Below are 16,381 nucleotides of genomic sequence, written 5' to 3'. Positions count from 1 at the left end.
CAAGACTCTCCTGGTTATACTCTTCCGCTGAACAGCATTTCCTGACCTACAAGCATCTCATTTTGGAGTAGCATGAATTTTCGCATGCCCATTCGGGCTAAACTTTTTTTGAGTCACGTCATGGCCGTGCTCCTGGTGTCCGGCAGCATCGGCACCTATTTTTACACCAGCGCCGCCGAAAGCCTGATGGACGGACTCAAGGAACGGCTCCAGGCAAGCGCGGCGCTGATCAGTCAGACGCTTGACGCCAACACCCTGCGAACCGTTCAAAGCGCAGCGGACATTGCACAGCCTGGATACACCGAGGCCTTGCAAAAATTACGCGCCTTGAGGCGAATGAACCCTGACATCGCTTTTTTGTATGTGATGCGGCAAGAAGGCGAGAAAATTCTCTTTGTGGTCGATTCCGATGAAACCGAGCAACAGGCGCTTCCGGGCGCAGAATATCCGCATCACATTCCCAACCTGATCAAAGGGTTTACTGGCCTTTCAGTGGACGCCGAAATTGTGACCGACGAGTGGGGATCGTTTCTCTCGGGATATGCGCCGATCAAAAACAGTAGAGGCGAATTTTTAGTCGGCCTCGACATGCGGGCCGACAAGGTTCGCAACAAATCAAAAAACCTGAGAATTTCAGGGGTTTGTTCGTTGATTGCCTCTATTGCCCTAGCGTTTTTGTTTGCCCAATATCTGGCCGCGCGGTTCACTGGCCCGATCCGCCTGGTCATTGACCGCTGCGCGGCCATTGCCGCTGGAAATCTTGAGGAGAGAAAAATCAGTGCGCGCACCGGCGACGAACTCGACCAGTTGCTGGAGGCGTTCAACCACATGTCGACCACGCTTTCGCTGGCAGAACAGAAGAAGCAGGAGGCCTTCGCCGCGCTCCGGCGCTCCAGGGACGAACTTGAGATTCGGGTCCTGCAGCGAACCGCCGATCTCAATGAGGTCAACAACAAACTCAGCAATGAAATTGCCCAACGCATCATTGCCCAAACCGCGCTTCTGGAAGCGGCCACCGTCGACCCGCTGACCCGATTGTTTAACCGTCGCGCCATGATGGAACGATTTGAGCACGAGGTTGCTCGTTGTCACCGAAGTCATATTCCATTCACCGTGATCGCCATTGATCTGGACCGCTTCAAAGCAATCAACGACACCCGAGGGCACGAGGCCGGCGACAGTATCCTCATCGAGATCGGGGTGCGGATGAAAAGCATGTTGCGCAGCCAGGACTCCATTGCCCGCTGGGGCGGAGAGGAATTCGTTATCCTGTTGCCGGAGACGGAACTCTGCTCCGGGCGATTGGTGGCGGAGAAAATTCGCGGCCGGATCGCCAACACCCCGTTTTACATCAATGGGGATGCAATGCAGGTGACGGCGAGTTTTGGCGTAGCCGAATTCGGCCCGGAGTCGGAAATCAACCAGGTGCTCAAAGTCGCGGATGAATTGGCGTATGCGGCGAAGAAGAATGGGCGGAATCGGGTTGAAACAGAAGGAGGGCGGTGTTGCGGCGAGGATGCGGGCTGAACAATGCGCTCAGCCGGTTGCAACCTCAGGACGAAAAGCAACGGAAACCGGATGCTCCTTGCGGCGGCATCAGACCGCAGCAAGGAGGCGCGGCTGTTCGTCATCTCGACGAGCACCGTAAGGGAGAGATCTCGCCTTTATATGACACACTTTCGGCGACGAGGTTTTGCCGTGACCATCATGCTTCGCTTGATGTAGAAACGGCGGATTTCGAGTTCGATTGAGCGATGAAAGGACCTCCGCTCAGCGCTCCTGCTGCTTGGCGCTGTCGGTTTCAGCAAACAAGGGGTAAAATTTGGCGTCGTCGCACAACATGTGATCGTGCATCAGATCCTGCACGATGAAGCGAAACAGAGCGCCAGGCGGGAGGCTTCGGGCCTTGAACTGCGCAAGCAGGTCGTTCGCCTGGGTGAGCAAAGCCCGATGCATGCCGGCGTGCTGCTCAACCTCGGCATAACCGGCGGCCCGCAGCAAGGCCTCCTCATCGCGGAAATGGGCTGCCGCCTCGTCCAGGAAGGCCTGCACCGGGGCGGTGTCGGGTGGTTGACCGTTCACGTCCCATTCGGCGTCAAGCAAGGTGTTGGCCAGGGCAAAGAGACGCCGGTGCTGGGTGTCGATGGTGGTTTGGCCGCAGCACATCAAATCGTCCCAGATCAGCCCCAGAAGCTGGCCAACCTGGGTGTCGGCGTCCTGCGGAAAGCGGCAGGCGTTGGCTGTTTCCACCCGGTTGCGACCGTTGGCCTTGGCTATGTAAAGGGCCAGATCCGCCTGTTTGATCAAATCCTGCACCGAACATTCCTTTTTACCGGTCTCGGACAAACCGATGCTGACCGTAAACTGGACCGGCCCGGTTTGGGAATCGATGCGTAGGGTGGCCAGGTAACCGCGCAGTCGTTCGGCAAAGGCGCGCCCGCCCTGCTGGGTTGTGTTGACCAGCAAAATGCCGAATTCCTCGCCGCCGAGGCGACAAAACAGATCGATGGAGCGCACCATCCCCATGCAGGCCGCGCTCATGGCCTTGAGCACCTCATCGCCAACGTCGTGACCGTAGACGTCGTTAATGCGCTTAAACCAGTCAATGTCCAAAAGAAGAAAACTCAAGGGTTCGTTGAAGCGGCGACCTCGCTCCAGTTCCTGCGCGGCCCGATCATACAAAAAACGGCGGTTGTGAGCCCCGGTCAACGGATCGGTGGTCGCCAGTTTCCGCAGTTCTTCTTCCATCCGCATGCGTTCGCTGATGTCGCGGGTCACGCCGACGATGCCGATGAATTTTCTATCCGCATCGAGTAGCGGCGCAGAACTGGCCTCGATCCAGACCGTTCCGCCGTTTTTGCAACAGATTTCCAACTCGCCGCGATACAGCGGCAACTCCTGGTTGGCTCGCGCCGCCGTCAATAGTTTCTCTATCTCCTGCTTAACGATCAGCGCCGACTGCGCGGTAAACTCCTCATCACGGGTCAGTCGCATCGCTTCCTCTGGCGTGAAGCCGCACAGCTTTTCCACCGAGGGACTGATGTAGGTGTATCGACCGTGAATATCCGCCACCCAGATCACATCGGTGGCATGGTCGGCCAGCAGTCGGTGCCGCTCCTCACTTTCCCTTGCCTGACGGGCAATCCGCGAAAAGCGGACAATCAACCATCCAGCCAAGCTCAACACCAGTACACCGCCGGCGCCCCACTTGATCAGCAGTCTGTACTGCACCGGCGTGGCGGGTTGATAAAGAAACCCGTCCAGATCAAAATCCTTGGGCAGCATGCCCAGTTCAGCATAGATGTCGAGGATGTGCCGCCAGCGGCTGGGGTTCATGTAACCTGCCTCAATCACATCCAGCTGCATCAGGGCCATCATGTGACGGGCTTCGTGAAGGAGCGCGTCGCGGTTTTGCTTGGAGGGGTATTTGGCCAGGATGAGATTGACAATCTCTTCGGGATGATCCATGGCGTATTGCCAGCCGCGCATGCTGGCGGCGCGAAAGGCCTCGGCGCGACGGGGATGTTTGTTGATCTCCGCCTCGATGGTGAAAAGATTGTCGCCGTAAAAATCGATGCCCACGGAGAGGGGACTGAACAGGTCGTAGGCAAAGCCCAAATCGTCCAACTGGCGCGGTTGGTCGTAGAGAAAGGCGGCCATGGCGTCGACCGTGCCGTCGAGCAACAGGCGGAGGTCGAGGCTGTGCTCAACCAGGGTCACTTTGCCCTTGAGCCCCTCTTTGTTGAGATAGGCTGTCAGTTCGTCGATCTGCGGCTCAAGCATCAGGCGTTTCCCGATGAGATCGTGGATGCCTTGCGCTTCCCCGGTTTTTCGGGCCAGAATGACTCGGGGCGAATGCTGAAAAACAACGCCGAGCACAACCACCGGTTGCCCCTGGTTGCGCAGAAACATCAGGCCGGTGGAGCCGACGCCGTACTGGGCCTCGCCGCGCAGAACCACGGTTGCAGGTTCAATTCCGGGATACCCCTCGTACAGGAGCACGTTCAGACCGGCCTCTCGATAAAACCCTTTTTCCAGGGCGGCATAATAGCCGGCAAACTGAAACGCATGGGTCCAATTGAGCTGCAGGGCCACGGTTTCCAGCCGGTTGTCGGCCCGGAGGGTTGGCGGAACAAGGCCAGTGAGGAGGCAAAGGAAGAAGAGGAGCCAGGAACGCTGCTGCATCAGACTGCGAGACCTCGAAAGAGAGAGGGAAACCCGACGTTGGCGCAAAACCTTGTTCGATCCGTCAATGGATCGCTTTGGGGTCAATTTTAGCGTTTTTGCAGCAATATTCCAAATGGCTTTCAGTTTTGCGGTATATTCTACGCTTTTGCTGGGCGCCATCCGCAAGTAGGAAGCGACCAATCCACAAAAAAGCCCCTGCCCTTTCGCAAGGAAAGAGCAGGGGCCGGGGATCTGGAGGTTGGTTGAGAACAACCGTCAGCTGACGGCGGCAAGATAGTGCTCGTTGATCTTCTCCCAGTTGATCACATTGAAAAACGCCGAGACATAGTCGGGCCGTCGGTTTTGGTAGAGCAGGTAGTAGGCGTGCTCCCAGACGTCAATGCCCAGCACCGGGATCTTGCCGGTCATGATTGGGTTGTCCTGATTGGGGGCGGCAACAAGGGCCAGCTCGCCGTTGTCGACCACCAGCCAGGCCCAGCCGCTGCCAAAAAGCTTGACCGCAGTGGTTGAAAACTGCTCCCTGAAGGCTTCGAAACTGCCGAATTTCTTGACGATGGCGTCAATCGCCGGCCCCTTGGCGGCCACGTCTTTCTTCAGGGTGGGCCAGAAAAAGCTGTGGTTGAGATGACCGCCGCCGTGATTGCGCACTGCGGTGCGGATGGATTCCGGGACCTCGTTCAAGTTGCGCAGCAGCTTGTCCACGCTCATGGCGCTCAGGGAGGGTTGATCCTTGAGCGCCGCGTTGAGGTTGGCGACGTAAGCTTGATGGTGTTTTCCGTGATGGATCTCCATGGTGCGGGCATCAATGAAGGGTTCCAGGGCGTCGAAAACGTAAGGGAGATTGGGAAGCATATGTTCCATGGCGTACCTCTTCCAATGGGTTTGAATGACGCCGAGGGCCGCACAGCGCAAAGGCCCTCGGATAGGGGCAACGAATCAAGGACCGGATGGGGAAGCGGAGGGACCGGTCGCGGTCGCGCCTGCCTTGATTCCTTGCTTTCCGAAGACGTTAAACCTGAAACTATAATTGTCAAATAATAGGAATAAATAATTTACAAGTTACCAGCACAACATGATGAAATTAAAGTAATAATATTCTACTCTCCCAGGGCCACAAATCTTCTTGGCGTGTGTTGCTTCGGGTCGCTTAGACCGCTTAGGCCGCTTAGACCGCATCACGCCGCCAGCGCACCTCAATCAGCGGCGTCTCCCACCACTCGCCCTGGCAGAGCGCGAGATATTGGGGTTCTTCGACGTTGGCGCGGGAACGGCGGAACACGGCCACGATCCGCGCCGCAACGATTAGCGGCAACCGCCGCCGCCAGCAAGGCGCGGCCTGCTTGGCAAGGCGGCCTATCTTGACGCCCTGATTGACCAGAACAATCTGTCCGCCCTCCTCGACCAGATCCACCGCATCGCCGGGCCGCGCCCGCTCCAGAGCCAGCCGTTGGGGATGCCGCGGGGGCAATCTGCCGGCAAAATCGATGTCCAGCTCCTTGTTGCCCAGCAGGTCGTAATGGCAGAAATCCACCGAGCCTGCGGCTGCAACCGGTTCGCGCCGGATGCAGTGGTTGCCGATCAGCAGGTCCGCATGTTCATAGGCCTGCCCTTTGATTCGAAACACCTGCGCGGTTTCCCTGGCCCTCGAAAGGGCCACGTAATACAGCCGCCGCTCCTCTTCCGCCTCGCTCTCCGCGCTCGCGCCTGACCATCCGGCAAGCACAAACACATGATCAAATTCCAGCCCCTTGGCCGAATGCGCTGTGGTCAGCAGCAGGCCGTCGCCCAGACTGCGCGCCCGTTTCTGCTCTGCAAGCGACTCGTAAAGATGCTCCTCAATCTGCCGCACCGGTTGCGCCAGGCCGCCGGTCTCCTCGATCCACTCGGCAATCAGACGGCGCAGATTGGCCTGCCACAGATTGTCTGTTGCCGCGTCTTCGGGCAGCAGGGCCAGCAGGCCGGGGCCGTCGAGCAGGCCGCCGCGTTGCCGGCTCAGATCGTCCAGCAGGCGGACGCATTCGCGGATGCGGTGCAATCCGGAAAAACTGCTTCGTCCCCAGTGGAGACAAACTCGGACGTCGGCGGCTTCGCAGGCCGAACGGATCGCGTCCAGTTCGCTCCAGTGGCGGGCAAGCACGGCGCAACGGTTCAGATCCCACTGTTCGCCCAACCGCTGCAGCCGCTGCAATTCCTCGACCAGCGCAGCCGCCTGGCAGCGCTCGTCGTCCACCTCCAGCACCTGCACCCGCCCCTGGGCCAGGGGATCAAGGATCTGCCAGTTGCCGCCCGCAGGCAGGCTGGCGCGCGCCCGGTTGATCCGGATCGGGTGCTCGGTTTTCATCCGGTCGCGGTTGTGGCCAATTAACTGATTGGCGGCGGCAATGATCTGAGCGGAGGAGCGGTAGTTCTCAACTAGGTAATGGATCTCGGCCTCATAGTCGCGGTGAAAACGGCGGATGAAATCAACGTTGGCGCCGCGAAAGCGGTAAATGTTCTGGTCGTCGTCGCCCACCGCCAGGATCGAGAGCTTGGCCTCTTTTTCCTGGCGGGTGCGTCCGGCCAGCAGGGAGATCAGTTGGTACTGGTCGCTGTCGATGTCCTGGTACTCGTCCACCAGGATGTGGCTGTAGCGGGCCAGGAGCGTTTCGCAGGCCTCGTCGGCGGCAAAACCGATCATCTCGCGCTCGCCTTTGAGCAGGGCAATGGCCTCGGGAATGATTTGTTCAACGTCAAAGGATTCTTTGGCCCCGTTGTTCAGCGCCAGAGAACGGCCGGTGAGCCGCAGGGCCAAACCGTGGAAGGTGAGCGTGGTCACCCCGGCGATGTCGTTGCCCACCAGATCGCGCAGCCGCTGGCGGAGGTTGAACACGGCGCCGCGATTGAAGCAGAGCGCCAGAATGCCGGTGGGCCGCACCCGCTGCACCCGCAGCAGCCAGGCAATACGGTGCGCCACCACCCTGGTTTTGCCCGAGCCCGGCCCGGCCAGCACCAGCAGGTTGGCGTCGACTCGCGCGGTGACGATCCGTTCCTGCTCGCTGTTGCGCAGATCCTTGACAATGCGTTGAAAGGACTGCTCGCTGGTCGACCGTTCCAACATCTTTTCCCGGCCCGGGAAAAAGCGGCGAACAAAATCTTCCTTGTCGTCGTTGAAATAGGAGCGCACCAGGTGCATGGCCTGGCTGATCTTTTCCAGGGCGCGCAGGGCATACTCGTTCATCACATGGATCTGGAAGGTGCGCTCGCCGTAGTGGGTGGCCAGGGGCTTAAAATCCTTGTCGCGGTAGGGTCGGCCCTTGCTTTCAGGCAACAGCGACAAGGTCATGGCCTGACTGAACACCGCCAGCCCCTGCTGCAGTTCGATCACGCCCTGCTCATGAAGAAAGGTCAGCGCCCGGTCGGCGGCGGCCAGTGGATCTTTAAGGTTGGGCAACAGGAGGAGATCGGCCTTGAGCGCCGCCACCAGCTGCTCCAGGGTAAAGGCCGAAAGCACCGCGTTGCCGGCCGGCGTCGAGGGATCAACCGCGGCAAGAATAGCGCCGAGCGCCACATGGGCCGCCTGCTGGCGGATGGTCACGGTTTTCTCCAGGGAGGGCCAATCGCGGTGCAGCGCCAGGGTGAAGCAGTTGCCGCCCTTGGGCGCAATCGAAAGGCTGCCCTTCTGGCCGGCCAACCCCTTGCCGTCGCGGCTCAGACCGTAGAGGATTTTACGCAATCCCTCCGGGCTACTGGCCGCGTGCCCCTGGTCGATCAGCTGCTGGTTCACCAACCGCAGGTCCAGATGCAGCTCGGTGGACAGCTCAGCCTCAGGCGCGTTCTGCCGCAGCAGGGCGAGGAAATCGCGCTCAAGTGCGCAGATGAGCGGCAAGCGCCGGTCGGAAGAGTCCTTGACCTTGGAGCGGACAAAGGCAGAGAGGGTGGTTTCTTTGGTCAACAGCCCCTGCTCCGCCATGTCGTGCAGGGTGCGGATCACCCGCCGGGTTTCGGTTTCCAGGGGCGGGTCGTCGCCGGTCGAGGCAAAGGAACCGGCCATGGCCAGTTCGTCGGCGCTGAACCCTTGATTGGGCGGTTTGTTGATCAGGGCGGACAGGACGTCGCACCAGCGTTGTTGCTGCCGCTGGCTGAGATTGAGCGCGTTCATCCGCTCGATTGCCTCTTCCAGGTTGCGCACCTGCACCCGCCCCTGGAAGATGAAGGTGTTGTTTTCGTTGCGGGTGAGAAAGCCGGCCCGTTCCAGCCAGGCCACTGCGGTTTTCACCCGGGTGTCGGGATCGGTGAATTCCTCGGGATCAAGGCTCGTGGCCTCGGACCGCACCAGCTCGCCGGGGGTCAGCACCACCTGGTCGCGCTTGCGGGTCTTGGCCGCCTTTTTAATGCCGCTCAGCAGTTGGGCAATGTCGCGCTGGCTGAGACGCGAGCTGCTGCTGAGGCGAAATTGGCCTTCAATGTCCTGCTCGGTAAAAATGAGGATGCACTCGGCCTCTTTGCGGTCGCGCCCCGCCCTGCCGGCCTCCTGGAGATAATTTTCCAGCGAACCGGGGATGTCGGCGTGGATCACCAGCCGCACGTCCTCCTTGTCAATCCCCATGCCAAAGGCGTTGGTGGCGCAGATGATCGGAATCGCGCCGCTGATGAACTCGTCCTGAATCCGCTTTTTGATCGAGGACTGGAGCCCGGCGTGGAAAGCCTCGACCGCCAATCCCTCGGATTGGAGAAAATCAGCCAGATTTTCGGTGTGTTTGCGGGTGGCGCAGTAAATCACCGCCGAGCCGCTGCCGTCAAACCGCTCGCGCAGCAAACCCAGAATGACCTGCTGTTTTTCGTGCGGAGCCACCGGCCAGACCTCGTAATGGAGATTGGTCCGTTCATGGCCACCGGCGAACAGATTGACCCGCAGGCCAAGATCGCCCTGGATCAGGTCAACAATTTCGCCCTGGACGTCGCGCTTGGCCGTGGCGGTGAAGCACTGCACCGGCGGAATCCGGGTCTGCTCTTTCTGGGCGAATTCGCGAATAAACCGAACGGCGTAAAGATAATCAGGCCGGAAATCGTGACCCCACTTGGACAGACAGTGGGCCTCGTCAAACACCCAGGCCCCGATTTCGCGTTGGCCAATCAGGCTGACAAAAGAAACGTTGCGCAGTTGCTCGGGCGAAACGTACAACACCCCGACGTCGCCCAGGCGGATGCGCTCCTGTACTTCGCCGCGTTCCGGCAGGGTCAGCAGGCCGTAGAGGGCGGCGGCAATGTTGGTTCCGGTCTGGCGGCTGAAGTTGTCGACCTGATCCTTCATCAGGGCCTGGAGCGGTGAAACCACGATGGTCAGAGCGTTGCGCCGTTGATAGCGCATCAGGGCGGGCAGCAGGTAGCAGAGCGATTTGCCGCCGCCGGTGGGCAGGGTGGCAAACAGCGAACGGTTGCGGGCCGCCGCCTGAACAATCGCCGCCTGCAGGCTTGCGCCCTCTGCTGTTGCTGGTTGTGGGCGGAAATCGTCAAACCCGAAAAACTGCTGGAGGAAACGGCGGGGATTGTGGTGCTCGCTGCAATACCTGCAACTGGGATTGGCGCAGGGCTGTTCGCGCAACTGATGGAGCGTGGGCGCCACCTCCGGAAAATGATGCCGCACCCAGGGCGGCAACACCGAGTTGCCGCCGGCCACGGTCAGCCAGGCCGCCACATAGGCAAGAGCCACGCCGCCGGCTTTGCCGTCGCTCCATTGGTCCCGCAGCCGTTGCAAAGCCTCGCTGCAGACCACATCCTGGATCAGCCAGACCAGCACCTCGATCAGGTCGTCGCCCGCCAGCAGGGGCACGCCCATGGCCCCCAAAGCGGCGGCAAGGCCCGCACATTGCGGATCACGGGCAAACAGGCCCCGGTACGCCAGAGGCGCGTCCGACCCGCGCGCCAGTTGTTCGCCAAAGGCCTGCCACTGCTCGACAAACACCCTGCCCGCCAGACGGGCGTCCTCCACCGGGTCGTTGATGCTGTCGCGGACAATCTGATAATTTTTCACCAGCCGGTGGTAGGGATTTTCCGGAAAGGCCAGCGGCGAGAGATACAGGGTGTCGATCGCTGGTTTGGCCAGCAGCGCCAGCCCGGGAAACTGGAGGCGGAGACGGGGAAGATCGTGGCTCAGGATGTTGTGCCCAAGAAGAAAATCCGCATTCCGGGCAAATTCGTCCAACCCGGCCAGTTGCGCGGCGCCGATGCGCTGACCAGGTTGCAGGGAAAAATGGGCCTCCCCGCAGACAGCCCCCAGGGCATAGATCACGCCGTTTTCGTTGGTCTCAATGTCGAGGAGACAGCAATGGTCGAGGAAGGCGCGGGCGGGATCCGGTTCCGCCGGGGTTTGTAGGGTTTCCTTAGGCATCATGCGGCATGGGGTTTGCCTGACGACGGGAAAGCATGCAACCGATAGGGAGAGTGAGGAGTGAGTGATGGTCCATGGAGAATCCTTGGCCAAGAGTGATGTGCAATGATCGCGCTGAAGCCGATCCGGTCGTCAAGGTGCGGCTGCCCTACCCTTCAAAATAGCAAGGCAACCAACGCCTCACAATATTTTTCTGAAAAATCAGAGAACTAGAGATGGCCGACCGTAGCCTGGATGAAGTGCAACGGAATCCGGGAACACCTCACATTAAACCCTGGATTCCGCAAGCTGCATCCAGGCTACGGGTTGGAAACGACAAAACAAACACGCGCCATTTTTACAAAGGAAACGGCCTACGGCGCTCGCCTGTAACCCGCCGGCGCGGCCGTTTCTCCCCGTGCGCCTTGTTTCATCCCTTGCCAAACAACGGCACATTCTTTACTGTTTCCCCGCATCTAACTCATCTCCCCCTCATTTTTCCCATAAGAGACGCCCCATGACTCAGCCACAAGAAACCCTCTACCACCGGACCCTGGCCCTGGGCAGCGATCCTGCCCTGCGCCGCCGTTTCATGGTGGTGGACGAACCCCTGCAGGGCAACATGCGCTTTGGCCTGCTGCTTGAGATCCTCGACAAGGTGGCCGAAGAGGCCGCCCTGCGCTACGTCAATCAGTTCCATCCCACGGCCCGGGTGGTGACGGCCGCCATCGACAACATCGTGGTCCGTCACGCCGTGGACGTAACCCGCGACCTGACCTTTGCCGCCACCATCAACCACATCGGCCGTAGTTCGCTGGAAATCGGCATTCGGATCGAGCAGCCCGGCGATCCGACCCTGCACATCGCCTCCTGCTATTTCACCATGGTGGCCCGCTCCGGCTACGGCGAGGACGTCTCCAGCGTGACCCTGCCGCCGCTCGACTATGTGGAGCCCATCGAAAAACGGCGGGCCGGCAAGGCCCTGGCCCGGCGCGAGGAATACCGCCACATGCAGGCGGCCCTGCACGAGCCGCCCAGCCGGGAAGAATACGAGATGCTGACCGCGCTGCACCTGGCCCAGGACGAACCGGGCTTTGCTGGCCATCTCTGCCGCCGCCTGACCACCGACGCCTGGGAGCGCACCTATCCGGACCAGGAAAACGTGCCCTTTACCATCTTCGGCGGCTACCTGATCCGCCGCGCCTTTGAGCTTTCTTCGATCTGCTCCGAACTGGCGGCGCCGAACCGCTCGATCATCGCCGGGGTCAACCGGATCAATTTCTTCCATCCGGTGCGCATGGGCGACAAACTGCACTTCACCTCCCGGATTGTCTACACCAGCGACTCGTTTATCTGCGTTGAGGCGGGCATCGAGCGCATCAGCCGCGACCGGACTGCCAAGGCCCTGTCCAACTCCTGTCTGTTCACCTTTGCCAACGTCGACGGCGAACTCAGGCACCACCCGGTTCCCACGGTCTACCCGACCACCTACGCCGAGGACGCCCGCTATCTTGCGGCCCATCGCAGCCTGCAGTCCCTGCTGCGCCACGAGAACCGGATCTGAGCCGGCACGCCATGGACCAACAACCAACCGCAGCCGGGGAGATCATCTTGCAGGTGGACAACCTGGGCAAGCACTACAACGGCGTCAGCGCGGTGGCCGGCATTTCCTTTGCGGTGCGGGCCGGCGAATGCTTTGGCCTGCTCGGCCCCAACGGCGCGGGCAAGACCTCGGCAATCCGCATGATCTACGGGTTTGCCCCGCCCAGTTCCGGCAGCCTGCGGGTCTTTAGCCTGGATGTGGCCGACGATTGGCGACGCATCCGCTCGCGGGTCGGCGTCTGCCAGCAGGACAACACCCTGGACCCGGACCTTTCGGTGCTGCAGAACCTGTTGATCTTCGCCGGCTATTTTCAAATTCCGGCGGATCAGGCCCGCGAGCGCGCCGAGGAACTGCTGCATTTCTTTGCCTTGGAGAAAAAACGGGAGGCCAAGGTAGGCGAACTGTCCGGCGGCCTGGCCCGTCGCCTGACCCTGGCGCGAGCCCTGATCAACGACCCTGAACTGATTATCCTCGACGAACCGACCACCGGCCTTGATCCCCAGTCGCGGCATCTGTTGTGGGAAAAACTGCACGCCCTGCGCGCCCGGGGCAAGACCTTCATCCTCACCACCCATTACATGGAGGAGGCGGCCCAGCTGTGCGACCGGCTGGTGATTATGGATCACGGCAGGATTTTGATCGAAGGCGCGCCGACTGGCCTGATTGAGGCCCATGTCGGCAGCTCGATCATCGAAGTAAGCGGCGCGGACCAGGAACTGGTGGACTTTCTGGCTGAGCGAAAGGTCGAGTTCGACCGGATGGCCGACCGGCTGGTGATTTACAACAAGGGCAACGCCGAAATCGAGCAGGCGGTTCGCGCTGGTTTTCACTCCCGGCAATGCACCTTCCGGTCCGCCACTCTGGAGGACGTTTTTCTTCGCCTTACCGGCAGGGAGCTGCGCGAATGACGACAACCTTGGCAAAAAACATAGGTGGGAAAACCATGCAGCACACATACAGCGCGTTGCGAAGCGGGAAACGCCGTTCTCCCGGCTTTTGGCGAGAACGACCATGATTCGGATGAGCAACATCTCCTGGCGTTTTTTGAGCGTCTGGCGCCGCAACCTGATCGTCTACCGGAAGATCTGGAAGGTCAATTTCCTGGTGCCGCTGCTGGAGCCGGCCTTCTATATTCTTGCCTTTGGCCTGGGATTCCAGGGCCTGGTGCAGGGGCTCAGCTACGGCGGCAAGGCGCTCGCCTACACCCAATTCATGGCCCCAGCCCTGATTGCCATTTCTATCATGTACAACTCGTTTTTCGAGACCACCTACGCCTCCTTTGTGCGCATGTACTATCAAAAAACCTTTGACGGCATGATGACCACGCCGCTCAGCCTGGAGGAAATCATCCTGGCCGAGATCGTCTGGGGCGCCACCAAGGCAACGGCCGCCGCCGCCGTGATGACCCTGGTGCTGGGGCTGTTCGGGTTTGTCAATTTTCCCCAGGGCTTGCTGATTGTGCCCCTAGCCTTTCTCGGCGGGCTGGCCTTTGGCGCGGTGGGCATGTTCTTCACCGGAATCACGCCTTCAATCGACATGTTCAACCTGCCGATTTTTCTCTTCATCACCCCGATGTTCCTTTTTAGCGGCACCTTTTTCCCGGTTTCCGGGCTGCCCGAATGGGCGCAGACCGCAGCCCTAATCTTCCCGCTGTATCATTTGGTGGAACTGTCCCGCGCCTGCTGCCTGGGGCTGGTGGAAACCAACCCGCTCCTCAGCCTGGGCTACCTGATTGTGTTCACCCTCTGCTTTCTGGTGCTGGGGCTGACCACCATGCGTCGTCGGCTGATCAAGTGAAGCGGCAACGGGCGGGACTGGGGGCGGTTTACATGCAAGCGGACCTTGTTCCACGGGTCAAATAATTCAGAACCAATCGCTTCAGCTGACCTCTTGTCGCTTACGCTCCAAGTTCCCTCGCTACGCTCGGCGGCATTTGAGCTCAACGTTATGTCTCAAATTCAGCCTTGATCACAAGTACGAAATAGCGTACGTTTAATCCACGGAGGTAGTAAAATGACTACATTAAACGCTACGGAAGCACGCGCCAAACTTTACAACCTGATTGACCAAGCCGCAGAGACGCATCAACCAATTGTTATTACTGGGAAAAGATACAATGCGGTACTCCTGTCTGAAGAAGACTGGAGCGCTATTAATGAAACTCTCTACCTTTTGTCTGTGCCTGGAATGAGAGAATCTATAAAAGAAGGGCTCACCCAAAACCTTGATGAGTGTTCCAAGGAACTTGATTGGTGATGTGGACGCTGTATTTCACGAAACAGGCCCAGAAAGACGGGAAAAAATTAAAAGCGACTGGTCTCAAGGGCAAAGCGGAAAGCTTGCTTGAAATATTAAAAGTTGATCCATTTCAAACACCACCACCCTACGAAAAATTGGTAGGTGATTTGGCTGGCACATACTCTCGTCGCATCAATATCCAACATCGGCTAGTCTACCAAATCATTGAAGAAGAGCATGCTGTCAAAGTGTTAAGACTTTGGACTCACTACGAATAACGACATAATCGGGTAGCCGGGGGAATCTCTCCCTCAGCCCCCACACCACCTGGCATGCGGGTCCGCACCAGGTGGTTCCCCAAAGCTACCGAGCCGTAGCCGGGCCATGGATGTTTACCCGCAGATCTTTGACAGACCGCAAACCTTGACACTTGAGCCATTGATTGGTCATACCCGACTCCACTTAAAAAAAGAGAAAACTGCCCGAACGAACTGAGCCACTTCTTGCGCCAAAAGCCGCGTAGGCCGGTGAATTCAAACGTTATGCTTCCCAGAGGAATCGTATGCTAGACATCGCCGCTCTCCATGAACTTCTTGCCCCACTTTTTCCGGGCCTGATGGGAATTCATTTTGTCGAACTTGCAGTAAATCGAGTTACAGCAGAGCTTGAAGTTCGTCCTGACCTCTGTACTTCAGAAGGAATCCTCCATGGTGGCGCATATATGGCCTTCGCTGACACTCTTGGTGCAGTTGGAACGGGGCTAAATCTCAACAAAGGCAAGCGCCAAGCAACTACTGATTCAAGCACAAAATTCATTGCACCTGCAAAAGTTAACACCAAAATAACCGGAGAAAGTGTTGCCTTACATCGAGGCCGCACTACTATGGTTTGGCAAACCACAATCCGCAACAATGAAGGAAAACTTTGCGCGGTGGTAACCCAGACCCAATTAGTTCTGGATAGGGTTTCTACAAGAACAGCATAACAAGCCAATGCCGCGTTCTTAAAAGGTGGGTAGTCCCTCGGCCGGGCTGTTATCGCACCGTTAGGCCGGACCTTGCGCGCTCATCGCGGTACGTTAGACAACAAAACAAGGAGGTTGTTTATGAAAGTATTCGTGGTTTATTGGCATCCAGAGCCCCAAAGTTTCAACAGCGCTATGTTTCGCACTGCTTGTGAGACGCTTGCCGGAGCAGGGCATGAGGTGAAGACTTCCGACCTGTATGAAATGCCTTAAAAATAGGTATGATACAAATCTTGAACTACATTTAGTCAGTTATCGATGGTTAAAAAAAATATTTCTACAATCACGCTAACTTTTGGCGATCAAAAAACTCGCAAACCACAATCTGGCTCACAATTGACTTGGCCACGTGGTTTTAACGGATCAATTGATTTTGAGTTCTCCACTGAAGACGAGGAAAGCATTATTAAATTGTTAGGCGAAGAGAACTTTAATCGCGTAAACGCAATAGCAACAATTTACTGTGTTAAAAAACAATACTTCGGAGAACTATCTATTGGAGAATTAAACAAAAAATTTAAGCTGATTAAAGAAAAATCTGATTCATTATTAGAGATTCTAAAAGAACCTAAATTGCAGCACTTTTTTTTGAATATGGCCGAAAAGCACTTTGGCGCAGAATACAGTTTTAGCCTTGCTAAAGATCCGACACAACCGTCAGCATCACTGAAAGTCCTTAAAGAATTAAAGAGTATAAGTTTCGTATGTGGTGCTCACTTAGCTACTCTCAAACCAGGCAGACCAGAAAACACAAAAAATTTTGCAGAGTATGACTTAGTAACAGAAATGTATAAATTATGCCAAGATGTGAATGGAGGTCATTTGACTACTAAGCCAGGGAACTTGCTAGAGGAAATAATAAAACCTGAATCAGTGACAGTCTTGGCCGGATTTCCCTTTTATGGTTCGGTTAAGTCGTTTTTCAGGGAGTGACAACTCCCGAAGTTGGCATGACCCGCACGCTACGGCGACATTGGCGTCT

The 16,381-nt window shown here is 58.0% G+C and carries 12 protein-coding genes; 9 read left to right on the top strand and 3 right to left on the bottom strand.

All coding sequences use genetic code 11. The features are described from left to right. Nucleotides 1-72 precede the first annotated feature (72 nt). Complete coding sequence (locus RCH93_RS04730; RefSeq protein ID WP_306547169.1) at nt 73-1,527, top strand: GGDEF domain-containing protein; 1,455 nt, start codon at nt 73-75, stop codon at nt 1,525-1,527. Nucleotides 1,528-1,770: 243 nt separating this feature from the next. Here the strand turns inward: RCH93_RS04730 and RCH93_RS04725 are convergent, their stop codons facing one another. The 3 genes from RCH93_RS04725 to RCH93_RS04715 form a co-directional block, all read right to left on the bottom strand. After that, nucleotides 1,771-4,185 (bottom strand): diguanylate cyclase, encoded by a 2,415-nt coding sequence (locus RCH93_RS04725; RefSeq protein WP_306547168.1) that lies wholly within the window; start codon nt 4,183-4,185, stop codon nt 1,771-1,773. A 258-nt stretch (nt 4,186-4,443) separates the two neighbouring features. Then, entirely contained in the window at nt 4,444-5,049 is a 606-nt protein-coding gene (locus tag RCH93_RS04720; protein ID WP_306547167.1) for a superoxide dismutase, read from the bottom strand. 304 nt (nt 5,050-5,353) lie between these two features. Continuing rightward, nucleotides 5,354-10,558 (bottom strand): RecQ family ATP-dependent DNA helicase, encoded by a 5,205-nt coding sequence (locus RCH93_RS04715; protein ID WP_306547166.1) that lies wholly within the window; start codon nt 10,556-10,558, stop codon nt 5,354-5,356. A gap of 493 nt (nt 10,559-11,051) precedes the next feature. Here RCH93_RS04715 and RCH93_RS04710 point away from each other — a divergent pair, with 493 nt between their 5' ends. The 8 genes from RCH93_RS04710 to RCH93_RS04675 all read left to right on the top strand — a co-directional run bounded on the left by RCH93_RS04710 (nt 11,052) and on the right by RCH93_RS04675 (nt 16,332). Further along, entirely contained in the window at nt 11,052-12,098 is a 1,047-nt protein-coding gene (locus tag RCH93_RS04710; protein ID WP_306547165.1) for an acyl-CoA thioesterase, read from the top strand. Nucleotides 12,099-12,109: 11 nt separating this feature from the next. Further along, a complete protein-coding gene (locus RCH93_RS04705) occupies nt 12,110-13,045 on the top strand; it encodes an ATP-binding cassette domain-containing protein (protein WP_306547164.1) in 936 nt (311 codons plus the stop codon). Nucleotides 13,046-13,148: 103 nt separating this feature from the next. Continuing rightward, the gene (locus RCH93_RS04700; RefSeq protein WP_306547163.1) at nt 13,149-13,934 is read left to right on the top strand and encodes an ABC transporter permease; all 786 of its coding nucleotides are present in this window, start codon (nt 13,149-13,151) and stop codon (nt 13,932-13,934) included. A gap of 216 nt (nt 13,935-14,150) precedes the next feature. Continuing rightward, a complete protein-coding gene (locus RCH93_RS04695) occupies nt 14,151-14,393 on the top strand; it encodes a type II toxin-antitoxin system Phd/YefM family antitoxin (protein WP_306547162.1) in 243 nt (80 codons plus the stop codon). After that, nucleotides 14,393-14,653: a Txe/YoeB family addiction module toxin gene (locus RCH93_RS04690; protein ID WP_306547211.1), complete on the top strand. Its 261-nt coding sequence runs from the start codon at nt 14,393-14,395 to the stop codon at nt 14,651-14,653. The genes RCH93_RS04695 and RCH93_RS04690 overlap by 1 nt, the downstream gene beginning before the upstream one ends. Nucleotides 14,654-14,937: 284 nt before the next feature. After that, complete coding sequence (locus RCH93_RS04685) at nt 14,938-15,360, top strand: PaaI family thioesterase (RefSeq protein ID WP_306547161.1); 423 nt, start codon at nt 14,938-14,940, stop codon at nt 15,358-15,360. 120 nt (nt 15,361-15,480) lie between these two features. Then, nucleotides 15,481-15,612 (top strand): NAD(P)H-dependent oxidoreductase, encoded by a 132-nt coding sequence (locus tag RCH93_RS04680; RefSeq protein ID WP_306547160.1) that lies wholly within the window; start codon nt 15,481-15,483, stop codon nt 15,610-15,612. Between the two features lie 45 nt (nt 15,613-15,657). After that, the gene (locus RCH93_RS04675) at nt 15,658-16,332 is read left to right on the top strand and encodes a hypothetical protein (RefSeq protein WP_306547159.1); all 675 of its coding nucleotides are present in this window, start codon (nt 15,658-15,660) and stop codon (nt 16,330-16,332) included. Nucleotides 16,333-16,381 lie beyond the last annotated feature (49 nt).

Source organism: Desulfobulbus sp. (assembly GCF_030824455.1).
In the GTDB taxonomy this organism is placed as follows: domain Bacteria; phylum Desulfobacterota; class Desulfobulbia; order Desulfobulbales; family Desulfobulbaceae; genus Desulfobulbus.
This window is presented reverse-complemented; position numbering and strand designations above follow the sequence as displayed.

Coding starts and splice junctions, on each gene's coding strand:
- RCH93_RS04690 (WP_306547211.1), top strand. CDS start 14,393: ATGTGGACGCTGTATTTCACGAAACAGGCCCAGAAAGACGGGAAAAAA.
- RCH93_RS04685 (WP_306547161.1), top strand. CDS start 14,938: ATGCTAGACATCGCCGCTCTCCATGAACTTCTTGCCCCACTTTTTCCG.
- RCH93_RS04710 (WP_306547165.1), top strand. CDS start 11,052: ATGACTCAGCCACAAGAAACCCTCTACCACCGGACCCTGGCCCTGGGC.
- RCH93_RS04680 (WP_306547160.1), top strand. CDS start 15,481: ATGAAAGTATTCGTGGTTTATTGGCATCCAGAGCCCCAAAGTTTCAAC.
- RCH93_RS04700 (WP_306547163.1), top strand. CDS start 13,149: ATGATTCGGATGAGCAACATCTCCTGGCGTTTTTTGAGCGTCTGGCGC.
- RCH93_RS04715 (WP_306547166.1), bottom strand. CDS start 10,558: ATGATGCCTAAGGAAACCCTACAAACCCCGGCGGAACCGGATCCCGCC.
- RCH93_RS04730 (WP_306547169.1), top strand. CDS start 73: ATGAATTTTCGCATGCCCATTCGGGCTAAACTTTTTTTGAGTCACGTC.
- RCH93_RS04695 (WP_306547162.1), top strand. CDS start 14,151: ATGACTACATTAAACGCTACGGAAGCACGCGCCAAACTTTACAACCTG.
- RCH93_RS04720 (WP_306547167.1), bottom strand. CDS start 5,049: ATGGAACATATGCTTCCCAATCTCCCTTACGTTTTCGACGCCCTGGAA.
- RCH93_RS04675 (WP_306547159.1), top strand. CDS start 15,658: ATGGTTAAAAAAAATATTTCTACAATCACGCTAACTTTTGGCGATCAA.
- RCH93_RS04705 (WP_306547164.1), top strand. CDS start 12,110: ATGGACCAACAACCAACCGCAGCCGGGGAGATCATCTTGCAGGTGGAC.
- RCH93_RS04725 (WP_306547168.1), bottom strand. CDS start 4,185: ATGCAGCAGCGTTCCTGGCTCCTCTTCTTCCTTTGCCTCCTCACTGGC.